General features: G+C 67.7%; 15 protein-coding genes. 10 read left to right on the top strand and 5 right to left on the bottom strand.

The window, feature by feature from the left end; all coding sequences use genetic code 11:
• Positions 1–54 precede the first annotated feature (54 nt).
• Together cueR and ASE11_RS02060 are read right to left on the bottom strand one after the other, a co-directional pair.
• Complete coding sequence (gene cueR / locus ASE11_RS02065; RefSeq protein ID WP_082585449.1) at positions 55–579, bottom strand: Cu(I)-responsive transcriptional regulator; 525 nt, start codon at positions 577–579, stop codon at positions 55–57.
• 4 nt (positions 580–583) lie between these two features.
• Positions 584–781 (bottom strand): heavy-metal-associated domain-containing protein, encoded by a 198-nt coding sequence (locus ASE11_RS02060; protein ID WP_056265107.1) that lies wholly within the window; start codon positions 779–781, stop codon positions 584–586.
• A 114-nt stretch (positions 782–895) separates the two neighbouring features.
• Between ASE11_RS02060 and ASE11_RS02055 the strand changes: the two genes are divergently transcribed.
• Both ASE11_RS02055 and ASE11_RS02050 read left to right on the top strand, forming a co-directional pair.
• A complete protein-coding gene (locus tag ASE11_RS02055; protein ID WP_056265103.1) occupies positions 896–3,175 on the top strand; it encodes a heavy metal translocating P-type ATPase in 2,280 nt (759 codons plus the stop codon).
• A gap of 93 nt (positions 3,176–3,268) precedes the next feature.
• Positions 3,269–3,865, top strand: coding sequence for a hemerythrin domain-containing protein (locus ASE11_RS02050; RefSeq protein ID WP_056265099.1), 597 nt, complete (start codon positions 3,269–3,271; stop codon positions 3,863–3,865).
• Here the strand turns inward: ASE11_RS02050 and ASE11_RS02045 are convergent.
• A complete protein-coding gene (locus ASE11_RS02045; RefSeq protein ID WP_056265095.1) occupies positions 3,813–5,213 on the bottom strand; it encodes an aspartate aminotransferase family protein in 1,401 nt (466 codons plus the stop codon). The two genes, ASE11_RS02050 and ASE11_RS02045, sit on opposite strands and share 53 nt — an antisense overlap.
• A 95-nt stretch (positions 5,214–5,308) precedes the next feature.
• On the opposite strand from ASE11_RS02045, the gene ASE11_RS02040 reads away from it, so the two are divergent.
• The 4 genes from ASE11_RS02040 to ASE11_RS02025 all read left to right on the top strand — a co-directional run bounded on the left by ASE11_RS02040 (position 5,309) and on the right by ASE11_RS02025 (position 10,205).
• Positions 5,309–6,508 carry a YbfB/YjiJ family MFS transporter gene (locus ASE11_RS02040; protein ID WP_056265092.1) on the top strand — a complete coding sequence of 400 codons (1,200 nt, stop codon included), beginning with the start codon at positions 5,309–5,311 and terminating at the stop codon, positions 6,506–6,508.
• Between the two features lie 47 nt (positions 6,509–6,555).
• Positions 6,556–7,860 carry a hypothetical protein gene (locus tag ASE11_RS02035; protein ID WP_056265089.1) on the top strand — a complete coding sequence of 435 codons (1,305 nt, stop codon included), beginning with the start codon at positions 6,556–6,558 and terminating at the stop codon, positions 7,858–7,860.
• A 108-nt stretch (positions 7,861–7,968) separates the two neighbouring features.
• Positions 7,969–8,898 (top strand): agmatinase, encoded by a 930-nt coding sequence (speB, locus tag ASE11_RS02030; protein ID WP_056265085.1) that lies wholly within the window; start codon positions 7,969–7,971, stop codon positions 8,896–8,898.
• Between the two features lie 2 nt (positions 8,899–8,900).
• Positions 8,901–10,205 (top strand): NAD(P)/FAD-dependent oxidoreductase, encoded by a 1,305-nt coding sequence (locus ASE11_RS02025; protein ID WP_056265081.1) that lies wholly within the window; start codon positions 8,901–8,903, stop codon positions 10,203–10,205.
• 7 nt (positions 10,206–10,212) lie between these two features.
• Here the strand turns inward: ASE11_RS02025 and ASE11_RS02020 are convergent, their stop codons facing one another.
• Both ASE11_RS02020 and ASE11_RS02015 read right to left on the bottom strand, forming a co-directional pair.
• The gene (locus ASE11_RS02020; protein WP_082585448.1) at positions 10,213–11,340 is read right to left on the bottom strand and encodes a beta/gamma crystallin-related protein; all 1,128 of its coding nucleotides are present in this window, start codon (positions 11,338–11,340) and stop codon (positions 10,213–10,215) included.
• Positions 11,341–11,489: 149 nt separating this feature from the next.
• Positions 11,490–12,971, bottom strand: coding sequence for a PLP-dependent aminotransferase family protein (locus ASE11_RS02015; RefSeq protein WP_056265078.1), 1,482 nt, complete (start codon positions 12,969–12,971; stop codon positions 11,490–11,492).
• Between the two features lie 214 nt (positions 12,972–13,185).
• On the opposite strand from ASE11_RS02015, the gene ASE11_RS02010 reads away from it, so the two are divergent.
• From ASE11_RS02010 to ASE11_RS01995, 4 genes are all read left to right on the top strand, one after another.
• A complete protein-coding gene (locus ASE11_RS02010; RefSeq protein WP_082585447.1) occupies positions 13,186–13,995 on the top strand; it encodes a gamma-glutamyl-gamma-aminobutyrate hydrolase family protein in 810 nt (269 codons plus the stop codon).
• Positions 13,996–14,042: 47 nt separating this feature from the next.
• A complete protein-coding gene (locus tag ASE11_RS02005) occupies positions 14,043–15,413 on the top strand; it encodes a glutamine synthetase family protein (protein ID WP_056265074.1) in 1,371 nt (456 codons plus the stop codon).
• 17 nt (positions 15,414–15,430) lie between these two features.
• The gene (locus ASE11_RS02000; RefSeq protein ID WP_056265071.1) at positions 15,431–16,870 is read left to right on the top strand and encodes an aspartate aminotransferase family protein; all 1,440 of its coding nucleotides are present in this window, start codon (positions 15,431–15,433) and stop codon (positions 16,868–16,870) included.
• A gap of 152 nt (positions 16,871–17,022) precedes the next feature.
• Positions 17,023–18,201, top strand: a complete 1,179-nt coding sequence (locus tag ASE11_RS01995) for an extracellular solute-binding protein (protein ID WP_056265068.1) — start codon at positions 17,023–17,025, stop codon at positions 18,199–18,201.
• Positions 18,202–18,276: the final 75 nt, after the last annotated feature.

The following is an 18,276-nucleotide window of genomic DNA, read 5'->3' as shown; positions in this document are numbered from 1 at the left end:
GTGACCGTTGAGGAAGATTCACCACAGCTTGGGTCGGTGGGCTGTGGAATGGCTTCAGTGTGGTCGGGGGGTGTTTCTGCGCGGTGGGGCCGATGTGGCTGGCTTGTAAAGTTTTGTGCCGGTTTTCGCCACGGCTGCAGGGTGGGCGAGGTCGTCCAGGATCGGGCAGTCCGGCCGGCCATCGCCCGGGCACAGGTGCATCAGTTCGCCCAGCGTGCGTTGCATGGCTTGCAAGGCCTCGATGCGCTGAGCAAGTTCGTCCAGGTGCTTCTGGGTGATGCGCTTGACGGTGGCGCTGCTGCGCTTGCGGTTGTGCCACAGGCTCACCAGTTCGGCGATGGCGTCCAGGCCAAAGCCCATGTCGCGTGCGCGGCGGATGAAGCGCAGCGAATGCACGTCGGCCAGGCTGTACTGGCGGTAGTTGCTGTCGGTGCGCACCACGTCGCCCAGCAGCCCGAGTGTTTCGTAGTGGCGCAGCATCTTGGGCGAGATGCCGCTGAGTTCGGCGGCTTTGCCTATGTTCACCGGCCAGGCGGTGAGCCGGTCGATGTCCGTGTCGCTGGTGGTGTTCTGGGCCATGCTGTCAGGCAGCGACCTGGTAACCCTCTTCGCGAATGGCCGCGGCCAATGTGGCGCGTGGCTGTGTGCTGTTCACCTCAACACGGTTCTGAACCCGGTCGATGGTGACCTGGGCCTGCGGGTCGACCAGCTTGATGGCGGTGGTCACGGATTTTTCGCAATGACCGCAGGTCATGCCCTGCACGGTGAAGACTTCGTTCATGGAAACTCCTTGTGGGATGGATGAAAAGAATCCATTGTCATCCTTGACACGGTGTGAAGGTCAAGGATGTTTTGCGCTTGACCTTCCCATGGTGGTAAAGCCTATGCTGTGCCCATGAACACGATCACCACTGCCACTGCTTCCCTTCCGCCCACCCAGATCGACCTGGGCATTGGCGGCATGACCTGTGCTTCCTGCGTGTCGCGGGTCGAGAAGGCCTTGAAAAAACAAGCCGGTGTGTCTGAAGCCACGGTGAACCTGGCGACCGAATCGGCGCGGGTGCTGATCGCCGGGGGCGACACGCCCGAGGCGCTGGCGCGTATCAAGCGAGCGGTGCGCGATGCGGGTTATGAGCCCCGCACGATGGAAGCCATGGACGATGTCGCCGACGCGCGCTGGATGGGTGTGCCGGTTGACTTCCTGCCGGTGCTCATCGGCATGGTGTTGTCGGCACCGCTGGTGTTGCCCATGGTGGGCGATCTGTTCGGCCAGCACTGGATGCTGTCGGCCTGGATGCAGTTCGTGCTGGCCACGCCGGTGCAGTTTGTGCTGGGTGCGCGCTTTTATCGCGCGGGCTGGCATGCGCTCAAGGCGTTCACCGGCAACATGGAGCTGCTCGTGTCCATCGGCACCACGGCGGCCTGGGCGTTGTCCACCTGGCTGTGGTGGCGCTCGGAGCCGGGCGAGATGCTGCACCTGTACTTCGAAGCCTCGGCGGTGGTGATCACGCTGGTGCTGCTGGGCAAGTGGCTGGAAGCGCGCGCCAAGCGCCAGACCACCACCGCCATCCGCGCGCTGCATGCCTTGCGGCCCGAGCGCGCCCACCTGCTGCCCGACGGCATCCGCCGCACCGAGATCACCGAGGTGGCGGTGGACGAGCTTTTGCCGGGTGATGTGGTTCGTGTGTTGCCGGGGGAACGGTTTGCGGCCGACGGCACGGTGGTGCAAGGCAGCACACAGGCCGATGAATCCATGCTCACGGGTGAGGCCATGCCGGTGCCCAAGGAGGTGGGTGACGGCGTGACCGGCGGGTCGCTCAACGGCGAAGGTGCGGTCGAAGTGAAGGTGCGCGCGATCGGTGCGCAGAGCGTGCTGGCGCAGATCATTGCGCTGGTGCAGGACGCGCAAGCCGGCAAGGCGCCGGTGCAGCGCATGGTTGATCAGGTGGCGGCCGTGTTCGTGCCGGTGGTGTTGGTGATCGCGTTCGTCACGATGCTGGGCTGGCTGTGGACCGGCGCGGCCATGGAAGTGGCCCTGATCCACGCGGTGGCGGTGCTGGTGATTGCCTGCCCGTGCGCGCTGGGCCTGGCCACGCCAGCGGCCATCATGGCGGGCACGGGCGTGGCCGCGCAGCACGGCGTCCTGATCAAGGACGCGCAGGCGCTGGAGATCGCGCACAAGGTGGACACGGTGGCGTTCGACAAGACCGGCACGCTGACCGAAGGCCACCCGCGGCTGCTGGTGATCGAAGCCGCCGCTGGTGTGGACGAACTGGCGGTGCTGCAGGCTGCTGCGGCCCTGCAGGCGCAGAGCGCGCACCCGCTGGCGCGTGCGGTGGTCGAGGCTGCCACGGCGCGTTCGCTGGTGGTGCTGCCCGACGCGGCCAGTGATGTGCAGGCGGTGTCGGGCCGGGGCAGCCAGGGCACGGTGCAAGGGGCTTTGTTGTCGCTGGGAAGCCTGCGCTGGATGGACGAACTCGGTGTGGATCTGGGACCGCTGTCCGAACGTGCGCAGGCCTTGCAACAACAAGGATCGACCGTCTCGGCGCTCGTCAGCCAGGCCGCTGGCGCGCCGGGTTGGTCACCGTTGGCTTTGCTGGCCTTTGGTGATGAGCCCAAGGCCGGAGCCGCCGCTGCCATCGCCGAATTGCGCGCGGCCGGCATGCGGCTGTTCATGGTGTCGGGCGACAACCGGGGAGCCGCGATGGCCATGGCGGCGCGCCTGGGTTTGCGTGCAAACGAGGGCGAAGTGATTGCCGAGGTGTTGCCGGGCGACAAGGCCGCGGTGGTGCGGCGTTTGAAGGAAGGTGGCCACGTGGTCGCCATGGTCGGGGATGGCGTGAACGATGCGCCTGCGCTTGCAGCGGCCGATGTCGGCATGGCCATGAGCCACAGCCAGGGCAGCAGCTCGGATGTGGCCATGCATGCGGCCGGCATCACGCTGATGCGGGGTGATCCATTGATGGTGGCGGCCGCGCTCGACATCTCGCGCCGCACGGTCAGCAAGATCCGGCAGAACCTGTTCTGGGCCTTTGCCTACAACGTGGCGGGCATTCCGCTGGCGGCCCTCGGCTTCCTGAGCCCCGTGGTGGCGGGCGCGGCCATGGCGCTGAGCTCGGTCAGCGTGGTGAGCAACGCCTTGCTGCTCAAGCGCTGGAAACCCCCGCAGCGCTGAACGCGCCCTGCCACTTGTTGATGCAGGTCAATGCCCCTGTCATGGTCTTGAGCGAAGCTTGAGTGACCCGAACGAGGCCCGAGGAGACACCCCATGCACCATTCAGCTCTGCGCGTGATCCGCGACGAACACGCCAGCCTGGCCGCCATGTTGCAGTCGATGCTGCAGATGATCAAACGCGGGCCGGAGGCCGACGGAAAACACGCGCCCGAGCAGTACTTCGACGTGTTGCGCGCCATGCTGTTCTACATCGACGAGTTCCCCGAGAAGCTGCACCACCCCAAGGAATCGGACCTGCTGTTTCCGCGCCTGGCACGCGCGGCACCGCACGTGATGGCGACCATCGAGCGGCTGGAGAGCGATCACATGACCGGCGAGGTGCGGGTGCGTGAACTCACGCATCTCTTGATGGCCTGGGAATACCTGGGCGAGACACGGCGCGCGACGTTCGAAGCGGAGGCCACGCGATACGTGCAGTTTTATCTGGATCACATGCGGCTGGAGGAAACGGTGTTGTTGCCCGAGGCCGAGAAGAGCCTCACTGAAGCCGACTGGCATGCGCTCAACGTGGCGTTTGCGACCCACCGCGATCCGCTCAACGAGAAGGGCGCGCGCGACCCCCAGTTCGATCGGCTGTTCACGCGGATCGTGATGCGGGCGCCTGCGCCTGTTGGGCTGGGGGAGCCTTGAGCGCAGCGAGCAGTTCGTCGAACACTTCCAGCAGGTGCGCCACGTCATTCCGCGTGGTAGCCGGAGAGATCAGCATCATGCTGTGAAAGGGCGTGAGCAGCACGCCGCGGTTGAACATGAAGAGGTGGGTGAGCGCTTCCAGATCACCTTGTGCGTGGTCGCGCACATCCTGCGCGTTGCGAGGCGTGTGCGGCATGAACTGCAGTTCCATGCGCGCGCCCAGACGGGTGACGGTCCAGGGTCGGCCCGCGGCTTCGATGCGCTCGCGCAAACCGCGCTCCAGGGTCGCAGCCACGCCCAGCATGTGCGTGTAGTTGGCGGCGGTGTGCAGGTGTTGCAGCGACGCCTGCAGCGCGGTCAGCGTGAGCGCATTGCCGGCCAGCGTGGTGCCGATGCCGCTGTGGCCCTCGGCGGCGGCGTTCTTGGCCTGCACCATGCGCTCGGCCACGGCCCGCGTGAAGCCATACACAGCGCACGGCAGGCCACCGGCCACCGCCTTGCCGACCACCATGAAGTCCGGGTCGAGCCCATGGGCTCGTGCGTAGCCCCCCAGCGCGGTGGAGATGGTGTGGGTCTCGTCGCACACGAAGAGCGTGCCGTGCTCGCGGCACAGTGCTCGCGCCTGGTCCCAGAAGCCGGGCGCGGGCGGCACCAGGCCGAAGTTGGTGAGGGCGGGCTCGGCCAGCAGGCAGGCCACATCGTCGCTTGCCAGTGCCGCTCGCAGGGCGGGCAGGTCGTTGAACGGCACCACGCGCGTGAACGCGGCGTGGTTGTGCACCTGGCCCAGCACCGACGCGCGCGGCAAGGTGGTGCCGCTGGCCAGGTCGAGGTCGACCAGCGTGTCGTCCACCGCGCCGTGGTAACAGCCGTCGAACACCAGCAGTTGCGCCCGGGCGGTGATGGCACGGGCCCAACGCAGCACGAAGCGGTTGGCGTCGCTGGCCGACAGAGCCATCTGCCACATCGGCAGGCCGAAGGTGGTTGAAAGGGCCTCGCCCACGGCCACCGCGTTGGTGGCCGGCAGCATGCAGGTGAGGCCATGTGCCGCCTGCTCGGAAATGGCGCGCGCCAGCGGTGCCGGGCTGTGGCCGAACATGGCGCCGGTGTCGCCCAGGCAGAAGTCTTTGTACCGAACACCGTCGGCGCAGGTGAGCGTGGCGCCCTCTGCCTGCGCCACGAACAGCGTGGCGGGGCTGGGCCAGTCGCGCATCCAGTGCAGCGGCACGCCAAAGAGGTAGTGGTGTTGCGCGGCACGCGCCAGGGCCATCGACTTCGGATGGCTGGTGATGAAGCGCTCGCGCTCGGTGTGCTGCAGGGCGCGGATCTGATCCGGGGCGATGTCGTTCATGGCCACCAGCTTAAGCCGCCGGCCGGGCAGCGAAGCGCACTCGGTGCGGTGGCTGGGTCGTCGCCCGCCGAATTGGCACCGACAATGGGTCGGCCATGAACCGACCCGCCCCCACGATCGACCGCACGCCCTACATCCGTCTCGCGCTGGCCTTGTCGCTGGGCGCGGCGGTCTCGCTGGGCATCACGCGTTTTGCCTACGGCCTGCTGCTGCCGCCCATGCGCGAGGACCTGGGCTGGAGCTACACGCTGGCCGGCGCCATGAACACGTTCAACGCCTTGGGCTACCTGCTCGGCGCGCTGGCCACGCCCTGGCTCATGCGCCGTTTCTCGCCCACCGGCCTGTTGATCGCCGGCTCGCTGGGGGCTTCGCTGTTCATGGGCCTGAGCGGCTTCTTCACAGCCGCCGCGCCGCTGCTGGCGCAGCGCCTGCTGGCCGGTGTGGCCAGTGCGCTGGTGTTCATCGCGGGCGGTCTGCTGGCGGCGCGGTTGGGCGCGCGCCAGCCCGAGCGCAGCGGCTTCCTGCTCGGCATCTACTACGGCGGCACCGGGCTGGGCATCGTGATCTCGGCGCTGGGTGTGCCACCGGTGCTGGCGGCGGCGGCGCAACCGCACGGCTGGGCCTGGGCCTGGTGGGCGTTGGCGGGGGTGTGCCTGCTGGCCACCGCGCTCATGGTCTGGCCGGCGCGGCTGCTGGCGACGCTGCCGGCGCCGGCGACCCGCACGGCGGCGGGGAGTGAGCGCGTGTTCCGGCTGCGCGACTTCGGCTTTGCGCTGGCGGGCTACGCCGGTTTCGGTGTGGGCTACATCGGCTACATGACCTTCGTGATCGCGCTGCTGCGCGAGCAGGGCGGTTCGCCGGCGGCGATCACCGGCTTCTATGCGCTGCTGGGTCTGGCGGTGATCGCGTCCTCGCGCATCTGGGCCGGTCTGCTGGACCGGCACCGCGACGGCCAGGCGCTGGCGCGGCTCACCGCGCTGCTCGGGGTGGCGGCCATCGTGCCCGCGCTCACCGCGAGCTGGCCGCTGGTGCTGGCCTCGGGCCTGCTGTTTGGTGGCGTGTTCCTGTCGGTGGTGGCCTCGACCACCGCGCTGGTGCGGCACAACCTGCCGCCCGCGCAGTGGGCCGCGGGGATCAGCGCCTTCACCATCGTGTTCGCGGCCGGCCAGATCGTCGGCCCCACGGTGGTGGGCTTCATCGCCGACGGCCCCGGGGGCCTGGCGCGCGGCCTGGTGTTCTCGGCCGTCGCGCTCTGGGTGGGCGCGGCGCTGGCATGGCGCCAGCGCGCGCTCTGAAGGTCAGATCAGGCCTTGCGCATCGACTGCGTCGGCACAATGCCGCCATGCGACGCCTTCTTCGACCCTTGGGCATCCTGGCCGCCTTGCTCCTGCTGCTGGGCGCGGCCGTGGTGGTCGCCCTGCACCAGTGGACCGGCAGCGAGGGCTTTCGCCAGCGCCTGGAGCGCGATGCCTCGGCGGCGCTCGGTGTACCGGTGAGCCTGTCGCGCGTGACGGTGGATGTGTATCCGTTGCCGGCGGTGGCGCTGGAGGGACTGCACATCCAGGCCCGACCAGCCCTCACGCTGGAGCGTGTGGAAGCGCGCCCGGTGTGGTCAGCGCTGCTGCGGGGCCGGCTGGCGGTCTCCACCCTCATCGTTCGCCAGGCGGTGCTGCCGCAGGCCACCATCGTGCTGCTGGGCGCGCGTGTGCAGGACCCGGCCACGCAACTCGCCGAGCCCGACGCCACCGACGAGGCCGCCGACCTGAGCTGGCTGCCGCGCCGCGTGGTGCTGGACGACGTGACCTGGATCGGCGGGCAGGGCCGCAGCAGCACGGTGCAAGCCGAGCTCACCCTGGACGAGGACGGCTGGCCTGCCAACGCCACGGTGGCGGTGATCCGCGGCGCGCTGGAGGGCGCGAAGGCGGTGCTCCAACGCGGGGCGGACAACCAGACCGCGTGGTCGTTGAAGGTGCACGTGGGTGGCGGCACGCTGCAGGGGCCGCTGACGGTGAAGCTCCCCGCGGCCTCGGCCCCGGTGCGCGACCTGGTGTTTGACGCCTCGCTGGAAACGCGCGGCGTGGAGGTCTCGGCCCTCACCGCGCCCAGCCGCACGCTCACCGGTCGACTCGACGCGAGCACCACCTTGTCAGCCCGCATCAACCCGCGTGGCGGCACCGCCAGCGTGTCCGACGCACTGCGCAGTCAGACCCGCTTCACGGTGAACAACGCGGTGCTCCACGGCGTGGACCTGGCCAGGGCGGTGGCCACGGTGGGCCTGTCGCGCGGCGGCAGCACCGCGCTGGACACGCTGGCCGGTCAGGTGCGCACGCGTGGGCAGCTGATCGAACTCACGAACCTGGTGGCCAGCTCGGGTGTGCTGGCCACCACCGGCGAGGTGACGGTGGCGCCGTCCAAAGCCCTGTCGGGCCGGGTGCGCGTGGACGTGACGCGCGGCGCGGGCGGGGACGTGGTGGGTGTGCCGCTGGTTGTGGGCGGCACGCTGGACGACCCCTCGGTGAGCCTGAGCCGCTCGGCCCTGCTGGGCGCGGCCATCGGCACCGCGCTCATGCCGGGTGTGGGCACGGGCGCGGGGGCCAACCTGGGTGACCGTCTGGGCCAAGGCCTGAAAGACCTGTTCGGCAAGTGAGTCAGGCGCTCGGTGGACGCCGGTCGCTGGCCTGAATTGGACTCACGCGCCCGGCCCCTCGGGGGTATCTTCTGGCTCCACTTCGCCCCACCCCACCGAGGACCTGCCATGGCCATGGGTCAGTTCGCTTACGCCAACAACAGCAACCGTTTTCTGGGCTGCGCGCCGCTGGCCGACCAGCCGTTCGCGGTGGCCGGTGTGCCATTCGATGGCGTGGTGACCAACCGGCCCGGCGCGCGTTTCGGCCCGCAGGCGATCCGCTCGGCCAGTCTGATGCTGTGCGACGGCATCCACCCGGTGTTCAACGTCTCGCCGCTGGCCCACCTGGGCGACGCGCTCGACATGCGCCTGCCCAACGCTTCTCCGTTGCCGGAGGTGCGCCGCCACATCGAGGCGCAGGCCGCTGCGTTGATGGCGCGGCACCATTGTGTGTTTCTGGGCGGAGACCACTCGGTGACGCTCTCGCTGTTGCGCGCGGCGAAAGCCCGGCACGGGGGCGAGCCGTTGGCGCTGGTGCATTTCGATGCGCACTGCGACACCTGGGCCGACCACTTCGGCGAGCCCTCGGGCCACGGCACCTGGACGTATGAAGCCTTGCAGGAAGACCTGGTGAGCGCGGCGCACACGGTGCAGATCGGCATCCGCTCCAGCGGTGAGCGGGCGGCGCGCGAGTACGTGGCCGACCAGGGCGGGCAGATCTTCACCGCACGCGCCTTGCGTGGGCTCGATGGTGCAGGCCTGCTGCCCGCCATTGACGCGATACGCACGCGCATCGGCCAGCGCCCGGTCTACCTCACGCTGGACATCGACTGCCTGGACCCTGCCTTCGCCCCGGGCACCGGCACGCCCGAGCCCGGTGGTTTGACGAGCTCGCAGGTGTTGACCCTGCTGGAAGAACTGGCCGAGCTGAACTGGGCGGGCATGGACTGTGTGGAAGTGGCGCCGGCCTACGACCACGCCGAACTCACCAGCAACGCAGCCGCGACCTTCGTGTGGACCTACCTGAGTGGGCAAGTCGCGAAACAGAAGAGGGTTTGAGCATGGCCTCGCTTGTGCGCTCCGACACCCAGCTCAACCAGAAGAGCTACTACGAAGCCAGCGTGCAGCGCCCGGCGGTGTGTCCCGCGCTGGCCGAATCGCTGAACGTGGACGTGGTGGTTGTGGGCGCGGGCTTCAGCGGCCTGAGCGCCGCGCTCGAACTCGCGCAGCGTGGCCTCTCGGTGGTGGTGCTGGAGGCTGACCGCATCGGCAGTGGCGCCAGCGGACGCAATGGCGGCCAGGCCATCGTCGGTTTTGCCAGCGGTCAGGGCCCGTTTGAAGACCAGCTCGGTGCGGCCGATGCGCAGCGCGCGTGGGACATGTCGCTGGAAGCGATTGATCTCATCGATGCGCGCATCCAGCAGCACGGCATGGCCTGCGACCGGGTGAATGGCTATGTGTACGTGGCCGACTCCGCGCGCAAGCAACGGGCCTTGCTCGATGAGATGGAAGGCCTGCAGCGGCGCGGCATCGAGGTGGACTGGGCCGAAGGCGCCGACCTGCCCCGCCTGATCAACAGCCCGCGCTATGTGGCCGCCGCGCGTGAGCAGCGCTCGGGCCACCTGCACCCGCTGAAGTACGCACTGGGCCTGGCGCGCGCCGCGCAGGCCGCCGGTGTGCGCATCTTCGAACACTCCCCCGTGACCAGTCTGCAGCGCGGTGCCACGCTGTTGGCGAGCACCGCACAGGGCCAGGTGAGGGCGCGCTTCGGCGTGCTGGCGGGCAACTGCATGCTGGCCGAGCACGGCCCGGCGGTGGCGCCCGAGATCGCGTCGCGCATCATGCCGGTGGGCACCTACATCGTGGGCACTGCGCCGCTGGACCCCGAGCTCTGCGCGCGCCTGATCCCGCGCAACGCGGCGGTGTGCGACAACAACTTCGTGCTCGACTACTTCCGCTTCAGCGCCGATCACCGGATGCTGTTCGGCGGACGCGTGAGCTACACCACGCGCACGCCGACGAACCTGTCGGCCTTGATGGCGCGGCGCATGGCCGAGGTGTTCCCGGCGCTGGCGCAGGTGCCGATCGAATTCGTGTGGGGCGGGTTTGTCGACATCAGCATGAACCGCGCGCCCGACTTCGGGCGGCTGGGTGACAACGTCTACTACCTGCAGGGCTTCAGCGGCCACGGCGTGGCGCTCACCGGGCTGGCGGGGCAGCTGGTGGCCGAGGCGGTGGCCGGGCAGGCCGGCCGCTTCGATGTGTTTGCGCGGCTGGAGCACCACCGGTTTCCCGGCGGGCCGCTGCTGCGCACGCCCAGCCTGGCGCTGGGCATGCTCTGGCACCGCTTGCGCGACGCGCTCTGAGCCGGGTTCAGCGCTGCTGGTCTTGCTCGCGCGGTTCGCCGCGTTCGTTGACCGTGATGCGGTTGCCGGGCGCCGATGCCGTCTGGATGCGGTGGTCGGTGCCGCGGAAGTTGTAGGTCACGTCCCAGTAAGCGGGTTGTGCGCCGCCGGGCACGTTTTCACAGCGCTGCACGTCCTGCGTCGTGGGCTTGCCGTCGCGACCGAACTGCGCGCCGATGGCGCCGCCCGCCACCACGCCACCGACGGTGGCGATGTCCTGACCCGAGCCGTTGCCCACCTGGTGACCCAGGATGCCGCCGAGCAAGGCGCCGACCACGGCGCCCGGGATGTTGGCACCGCTGCGCTCGGCCGGCACCTGCGTGCTCTCGACCCAGCAGCGCTGGCCCGAGGTGGCCAGCACGGCGCGCGAGGAGGTGATGTCGGCTTCATACAGGCGTTCGCCATTGCGGCGGCGGCCGTCGTAGACCGGCATGGGGGCGGGCGCGTAGCGGTTGTCGGACACGCGGGTGTTGCGGGGCAGCACGCGCACCGAGGTGATCTCGTCGTTCAGGCCCATCGCGGCCAGCGAGGGGTATTGGCCCGGACGCAGCACCATGCACTGGCCCCGGTAGCGGTTGTTTTCACAGACCTCCCAGCGCTCACCCGAGACCACGGCCGAGGAGGCGCGTTCGTTGAAGCCGGTGCGGCGCAGGTTGGGAACCTGACCCGTGGCGGTGTAGGAGCGGCCCTGGAAACGCTCGTCGTCGAAAAAGGTGATGTTCACAGCGGCCGGTGTAGCGCCCGGCAGCGGTGCATAGCGGTGGTCGGCCACCCGCTCGTTGGCGGCGATCATGCGCGCCGAAGAAATGCCGTCTTCCAGGCCGATGTCGTAGAGCGCGGTGTAGCGGCCCGGGCGCAGCACGGTGCAGCGGCCGCGGAAGTTGTCGTCCTCACACAGCTCCCAGCGGTTGCCGACGACCACGACCGACGAGGCGCGGTCGTTGAATTTGTGGCGCTGCAGGCTGGGGATCTGGCTGGTCATGCGCAGCGACTGTCCACCAAAGTTGTCGTTGGCGTAGAGGGTGGCCTGGGCAGCGACTTGCGTGCTGAATGCCAGGGTGGTGGTGGTGAGCAAAAGGCCGAAAAAGTGTTTCATGTCAACGTCTCCTGTGGGGGGTGACGTCGAGATTGAGGTCTGGCCAGGGGGCGGTCTGTGCGTTGGCGCACCGCCGTGTGTTGCAAAACCTCGGGTTTGAGAGGCCTTTACCCGACAGATACAGGAAGCGTGATTTCCGACCGCTTCGGTCAGGCCTGCAGCGCCTGTTCAACCATGCCGGCCAGCACCGGCCCACAGCGCGCAATGTCGGCCAGCGGCGCGTAGCCGTAGCCGATCACCAGGCCCTTGAGGTCCTGGCGTTGCAGGCAATAGGCCGAGAGCGGACGCACCGTCATGCCTTGCTGGGCCACGCGCTGGGCCAGGGCCCTGTCGTCGATGTCGCCGGGCAGGCGCAGGCACAGGTGCAGGCCTTGTTCTGCGCCGCTGATGTAGGGGCCTCCGGCGGTGAGCACCGGCTTGAGGGCTTCGAGCAGGCACTGGCGACGCTCGGCGTAGTTCTGCCGCGCGCGGCGCAGGGCGCTGGCGAAATGGCCCATTTCAATGAACTCGGCCAACGCGGCCTGCACCGGCATCTGGCCGGGGCGGTTGAGGTCGTAGTGGGCCTGCTTGAAGGCCGCCACCAGCGGCTTGGGCACCACCAGGTAACCCAGCTTCAGGCCGGGGTAGAGCACTTTGGAGAAGGTGCCCATGTAGAGCACGCGGCCGTCGGTGTCCAGGCCTTCCAGGCTGGAGATGGGAGGGCCGCTGAAGCGGTATTCGCTGTCGTAGTCGTCCTCCAACACCCAGGCGTCGTGCGCGCGCGCCGTGGCCAGCAGCTGGTGGCGCCGCGGCAGCGTCATCACCGCGCCGGTGGGGTATTGGTGCGAGGGCGTCACGTAGATCAGCCGCGGTGGGTGGGTGCTGTCGCCCGCGCTCGGGCTGATGCCCTGCTCGTCCACCGGCACCGGGTGGATGGCCAGACCCGTGGCCATGAAGGCCTTGACCGCCCCCCAGTAGGCCGGGTCTTCCACCCACACGGTGTCGCCATGGTCGGCCAGCAGGCGTGCGCAGAGTTCGAGCGACTGCTGCGTGCCGCTGGTGATCACGACCTGGTCGGCCTCCAGCTGAACGCTGCGGAACACGCGCAGGTAGTCGGCCACGGCGCGGCGCAGCGGCGCGTAGCCGCCCGAGGTGTTGTAGTCGAGCATGTCCGGGTAGGTCATGCGCCAATGCTTGTTTTGCAGCCGCTGCCACAGCGCGACGGGAAAGGCACTGAAGTCGACCATGCCGGGGGTGAAGGGCTGCACCTCGAGCTCGGTGGCGCAAAAGGTGCTCGAGAGCGCGATGCCGCGCGTGGACAGGCGCCCAGCCTGCAGGGTGGCGGGCTGGCCGCTGTTGCGTGTGCCCCGGCTGGGCGCGGCGCGTGGCACGTTGTCGTTCACATAGGTGCCACTGCCCACGCGACTGGCCAGGTAGCCCTCGACACTGAGCTGGTTGATCGCGGCCACCACGGTGTTGCGCGAGAGCGAGAGGTCTTCGGCCAGGTCGCGGCTGGAGGGCAGGCGTTCACCAGCGCCGAGCTTGCCGTCGAGCATGGCGCGGCGCAGCGCCTCGTAGAGCTGGCGGTGCAAGGGCAGCGCGTCTTGCGTGCCCAGTCGGTTCATTTCGGCGAGCAGGAATTCGGACAGCATCTAGAGGATTCCAATTCAGAAGCCGGAGCGACGTGCCCCTTCCAGACACACCGCGGAACTGGCTCTGCCAGGCCGCAGGTGTGGTCCCCCCAGCGGGGGGAAGCCGCGAAGCGGCGCAGGGGGGGCTTTCAATTGGCACCACGGTGTGGGCTCAACTGGCTCTGATTGTGATCCACTTCAATGGCCACAATGCCATCCATTGCCTGGAGAGAACATGAACAAGCCGCCGTGCATGGTCTGGCTGCCCGCCGACCACCGCTTGATGGGTGACCACGGTCATCAGATGCCCTTTTTGCTGCTGGGTGACAAATACGCCCGGGCGGTGAAGGTTGGGGCACAGGCCCAGCCAGTGATGTTTCCACTGGCCGACACCGACCAGATCAGCGACCTGCTCTCGCTGGTGGACGGCGTGATGCTGACCGGCTCGCCCTCCAACGTGCACCCCTCCCATTTCGCCGAGGACGTGGCCGACCCCAGCCTGCCGCTGGACGCCGACCGCGACCTGCTCACGCTGGCGCTGGTAAAGGCCTGCGTGCACGAGGGTGTGCCGCTGCTGGGCATCTGCCGCGGCTTTCAAGAGATCAACGTGGCCCTGGGCGGCACGCTGCACCAGAGGGTGCAGGAGGTGCCCGGCCTGAGGGACCACCGCGAGCCCAAAGGTGCGCCGCCCGACGAGCAGTACGCGCCGCGCCACAGCGTGCGCTTCGCACCGGGCAGCGTGTTCGAAGAATGGGCCGGCGGCCCCGAGACCGAGGTGAATTCGTTGCACGGCCAGGGCATCAACCGCCTGGCCGACAGCCTGGAGGCGCTGGCCCATGCGCCCGACGGCGTGGTGGAGGCTTTTGGCGTGCGCGGCGCGCGCACCTTTGCCTACGCGGTGCAGTTCCACCCCGAATGGCGCTGCTGGGAAACGCCGTTCTACGCCGCCATCTTCGAGGCCTTCGGGCGCGCCTGCCGCTCGCGCCACAGCCTGCGCCTGCAGGCGGCCGACCTCGCACGCAGCGCCGCCCATCCGGGCGCCTGATTGTTTCCCCAGATCGATTTCACACAACACACAGCAGGAGATGGCACATGACAGCCACTGACAAAAAAATGACCTTCAACGATCTGGAGAACTGGCTCAACCAGAACCGCGTGACCGAGGTCGAGTGCCTGGTGCCCGACTTGACCGGTGTGGCGCGCGGCAAGATCCTGCCGCGTGAGAAGTTCACCGAGGACCGCGGCATGCGCCTGCCGCAGGCGATCGTGGCGATGGGGGTGACGGGGGAGTTTCCGGCCAGCGGGCCGTACTACGACGTGATCGAGCCGACCGACCGCGACATGCAGCTGCGCCCGGACCCGACCACCGCGCGCATCGTGCCCTGGGCCACCGACCCCACCGCGCAGGTGATCCACGACTGCTTCGACCACGACGGCAAGCTGGTGCCCTTCGCGCCGCGCAGCGTGCTGCGCCACGTGTGTGAGCTGTTCGACGCCGAGGGCCTGGACCCGGTGGTCGCGCCCGAGCTGGAGTTCTACCTGACCGCGCGCAACACCGACCCGAACACGCTGCTGAAACCACCGATCGGGCGCAGCGGCCGTGCCGAGACCTCGCGCCAGTCGTACAGCATCGACGCGGTCAACGAGTTCGACCCGCTGTTCGAGGAGATCTACGACTACTGCGACAAGATGAAGCTCAACGTGGACACGCTGATCCACGAGGCTGGCGCGGGGCAGATGGAGATCAATTTCTTCCACGCCCACCCGCTGGGCCTGGCCGACGAGGTGTTCTTCTTCAAGCGCACGGTGCGCGAATCGGCGCTGCGCCACGACATGTACGCCACCTTCATGGCCAAGCCGATCGCCGGCGAGCCCGGCTCGGCCATGCACGTGCACCAGAGCATCCTGAACAAGAAGACCGGCAAGAACATCTTCAGCAACGACGATGGCACGCCGTCCGAATCCTTCTACCACTACATCGGTGGCCTGCAACGCTACATCCCGGCTGCCATGGTGCTGGTGGCGCCGTACGTGAACAGCTACCGCCGCCTTTCGCGCCACACCGCGGCACCCATCAACATCGAATGGGGCCACGACAACCGCACGGTGGGCATCCGCTCGCCGATCTCCAGCCCCGAGGCGCGCCGCGTGGAGAACCGCGTGATCGGTGCCGACGCCAATCCGTATGTGGCGATGGCCATGACGCTGGCATGCGGCTACCTGGGCCTGAAGAACAAGATCAAGCCCAAGCCCGAGATGAAGGGTGACGCCTACCTCTCGCCCTACGCGCTGCCCCGCAGCCTGGGCGAAGCGCTGGACTGGCTGCGCCGCGAGACCGACCTGCACGACGTCCTGGGCAAGGAATTCATCACCATCTACACCGAGATCAAGGAGCTGGAGTTCGACGAGTTCATGAAAGTCATATCGCCCTGGGAACGTGAACACCTGCTGCTGCATGTTTGATTGAAAGAGACGTCCGCATGAACACCTCGACCCTCATCGCCCCGCCCGCCCTGGTCCGCCGCGCCGAGCAGCACGACACCCAGGCCATCCAGGCGCTGGACAGCGCGCACTTCATCCACCCGTTCACCGACCACGGTGATCTCGCCACGCGCGGCTCACGCGTGATCACGCGGGCCGACAACATCTACGTGTGGGATTCCGAGGGCCACAAGATCCTCGATGCCATGAGTGGTCTGTGGTGCGTGAACGCCGGCTATGGCCGCAAGGAACTGGCCGACGCCGCCTACCAGCAGATGATGACGCTGCCGTTCTACAACAGCTTTTTCAACACCACCAACGTGCCGGCGGTGCAGCTGGCGACCAAGCTGGCGGCACTCGCCCCCCAGGTCGGCGGCCGCCGTTTCGAGCACGTGTTCTTCAGCTCCAGCGGCAGTGAGAGCAACGACACCAACGTGCGCATGGTGCGCCGCTACTGGGACTTGCTCGGCCAGCCCCAGCGCAAGGTCATCATCAGCCGCATGAACGCTTACCACGGCAGCACCATGGCCGGCGCTTCGCTGGGCGGCATGAGCGGCATGCATGCGCAGGGCGACCTGCCGATTCCCAACATCACGCACATCGGCCAGCCCTATTTCTTCGAGAACGCGCTGCCGGGTGAGAGCCAGGACGCGTTCGGCATCCGCGCGGCCGGTTGGCTGGAGGAGAAGATCCTCGAACTCGGCGCCGACAAGGTGGCCGCCTTCATCGCCGAGCCGGTGCAGGGCGCTGGCGGCGTGATCATCCCGCCGGCCACCTACTGGCCCGAGATCCAGCGCATCGTGGACAAGCACGGCATCCTGCTCATCAGCGACGAGGTGATCTGCGCCTTCGGCCGCCTGGGGCACTGGTTCGCCTACGAAAAGTTCGGCATCCGGCCCGACCTCATCACCTTTGCCAAGGGCGTGACCAGCGGTTACATCCCGCTGGGCGGTGTGATGGTGGGTGACCGCGTGGCCAAGGTGCTGATCGAGCAGGGCGGCGAGTTCAACCACGGCTACACCTACAGCGGCCACCCGGTGGCCTGCGCGGTGGCGCTGGCCAACATCGAACTGATGGAGCGAGAGAACCTGGTGGGCCGGGTGCGCGACGACACCGGCCTGTATCTCGCCGAGCGTTTTGCCGAACTCAATGACCATCCGCTGGTGGGAGTGGCCGAGACCTGCGGCTTCGTGGCCGGGCTGGTGCTGGTGAAGGACAAGGCCACGCGCGCCACCTTCGACCCGGACCTGGGTGTGGGCATGATGTGCCGCGCCCACTGCTTCAAGAACGGCCTGATCATGCGCGCCGTGGGCGACCGCATGATCATCGCGCCGCCGCTGGTGATGACACGCGCCCAGATCGACGAGATGATGGTGCTGATCCGTACCTGCCTGGATGCCACCCTGGCCCAGCTGCAGGCCGCTGGCCAGCACGCGTGAATAGAATGCCCTCTGCAGTACGCCGGAACGCGCCAATGGGGTGAGTTTTTGGCGGCGGCGGGTCTGGAACTTGCTAGATTGTTGTCCAGTCTTTTCCATGCCTTTCGGTTCGAGTTGTCATTGATCAACCCCTCTCAGGAGCGAGCACCACCATGAAGAAACACGTTTTGGTTATTGCAATGTCGGCGATCCTGCTGGCGTCGTGCGGCAAGAAGGAAGAGCCCGTGGCCGCTCCGGCCGAGCCGGCTCCGGTGGCTGCTGCCCCTGCCGCTCCTGCGGTGCCGGCCGGCCCGGTGCTGGACGACGAGAAGGTCCTCAACGTCTACAACTGGCCCGACTACATCACCGAAACCCTGGTGGCCGACTTCGAGAAGGAGTACGGCATCAAGGTCAACTACGACACCTTCGAGAACAACGAAGCCCTGCACGCCAAGCTGGTCGCGGGCAATTCCGGCTACGACATCGTGATCCCCACCGCCGGCTTCGCCAAGAAGCAGGTCGAGGGCGGCCTCTACCAGCCGATTGACAAGAGCAAGATCCCCAACTACGCCAACCTCGACACCGAGTTCATGGCCAAGATCGCCGGCGTGGACCCCGAGAACAAGCACCTGGTGCCGTGGGCCTGGGGCTTCACCACCGTGGGCATCAACAAGCAGAAGGTCGAGAAGGCGCTGGGCAGCATGCCCATGCCCGAGAACGCCTGGGACCTGGTGTTCAAACCCGAGTACTCCAGCAAACTCAAGTCGTGCGGCATCGCCTACCTGGATTCGCCCAGCGAGATCCTGCCGGTGGCGCTGAACTACGTGGGCAAGCCCGCCTACAGCGAGAACCCGGAAGACTTCAAGCTTGCCGGCGAGATGCTCAAGAAGGTGCGCAAGGACGTGCGCCTGTTCTCCAGCACCATGATCGACGACATCGCCGGCGGCAAGGCTTGCGCCTTCATCGGCTGGTCGGGCGACATCAACATCGCGGGTGACCGTGTGAAGGAAACCGGTGGCAAGGACGAGATCATCCCGCTGCTGCCCACCGGCGGCGGTCTGGTCTTCATCGACACCATGGCCATCCCCAAGGACGCCAAGCACGTGAACAACGCGCACGCCTTCATCGACTTCTACCTGCGCGCCGCCAACGGCGCTGCCATGGCCAACGAGCTGAACTACCCCACCGGCAACAAGGCAGCCCTGGCCGACATCAAGGACGAGGTCAAGAACAACAAGACCATCTTCCTGAGCGATGCCGACACGGCGCGCCTGATCGCCACCGGTGGCTACTCCAACGAGATTGCCAGCACGCTCAACGACACCTACAACGCCTTCAAACGCGGCAAGTAAAGCGCCGCTGCACGGGCCAAGGGCTGTTCATCCTCCTGGGTTGAACAGCCCTTTTTGTTGGTTTCAGCGAAGAAA

Origin of the sequence: Hydrogenophaga sp. Root209, from assembly GCF_001428625.1 — a bacterium.
Taxonomy (GTDB): domain Bacteria; phylum Pseudomonadota; class Gammaproteobacteria; order Burkholderiales; family Burkholderiaceae_C; genus Hydrogenophaga.
This window is presented reverse-complemented; position numbering and strand designations above follow the sequence as displayed.

What these genes read in the sequence shown, in the direction of transcription:
- cueR (WP_082585449.1), bottom strand. Translation starts at nt 579, where the DNA reads ATGGCCCAGAACACCACCAGCGACACGGACATCGACCGGCTCACCGCC.
- ASE11_RS02060 (WP_056265107.1), bottom strand. Translation starts at nt 781, where the DNA reads ATGAACGAAGTCTTCACCGTGCAGGGCATGACCTGCGGTCATTGCGAA.
- ASE11_RS02055 (WP_056265103.1), top strand. Translation starts at nt 896, where the DNA reads ATGAACACGATCACCACTGCCACTGCTTCCCTTCCGCCCACCCAGATC.
- ASE11_RS02050 (WP_056265099.1), top strand. Translation starts at nt 3,269, where the DNA reads ATGCACCATTCAGCTCTGCGCGTGATCCGCGACGAACACGCCAGCCTG.
- ASE11_RS02045 (WP_056265095.1), bottom strand. Translation starts at nt 5,213, where the DNA reads ATGAACGACATCGCCCCGGATCAGATCCGCGCCCTGCAGCACACCGAG.
- ASE11_RS02040 (WP_056265092.1), top strand. Translation starts at nt 5,309, where the DNA reads ATGAACCGACCCGCCCCCACGATCGACCGCACGCCCTACATCCGTCTC.
- ASE11_RS02035 (WP_056265089.1), top strand. Translation starts at nt 6,556, where the DNA reads ATGCGACGCCTTCTTCGACCCTTGGGCATCCTGGCCGCCTTGCTCCTG.
- speB (WP_056265085.1), top strand. Translation starts at nt 7,969, where the DNA reads ATGGCCATGGGTCAGTTCGCTTACGCCAACAACAGCAACCGTTTTCTG.
- ASE11_RS02025 (WP_056265081.1), top strand. Translation starts at nt 8,901, where the DNA reads ATGGCCTCGCTTGTGCGCTCCGACACCCAGCTCAACCAGAAGAGCTAC.
- ASE11_RS02020 (WP_082585448.1), bottom strand. Translation starts at nt 11,340, where the DNA reads ATGAAACACTTTTTCGGCCTTTTGCTCACCACCACCACCCTGGCATTC.
- ASE11_RS02015 (WP_056265078.1), bottom strand. Translation starts at nt 12,971, where the DNA reads ATGCTGTCCGAATTCCTGCTCGCCGAAATGAACCGACTGGGCACGCAA.
- ASE11_RS02010 (WP_082585447.1), top strand. Translation starts at nt 13,186, where the DNA reads ATGAACAAGCCGCCGTGCATGGTCTGGCTGCCCGCCGACCACCGCTTG.
- ASE11_RS02005 (WP_056265074.1), top strand. Translation starts at nt 14,043, where the DNA reads ATGACAGCCACTGACAAAAAAATGACCTTCAACGATCTGGAGAACTGG.
- ASE11_RS02000 (WP_056265071.1), top strand. Translation starts at nt 15,431, where the DNA reads ATGAACACCTCGACCCTCATCGCCCCGCCCGCCCTGGTCCGCCGCGCC.
- ASE11_RS01995 (WP_056265068.1), top strand. Translation starts at nt 17,023, where the DNA reads ATGAAGAAACACGTTTTGGTTATTGCAATGTCGGCGATCCTGCTGGCG.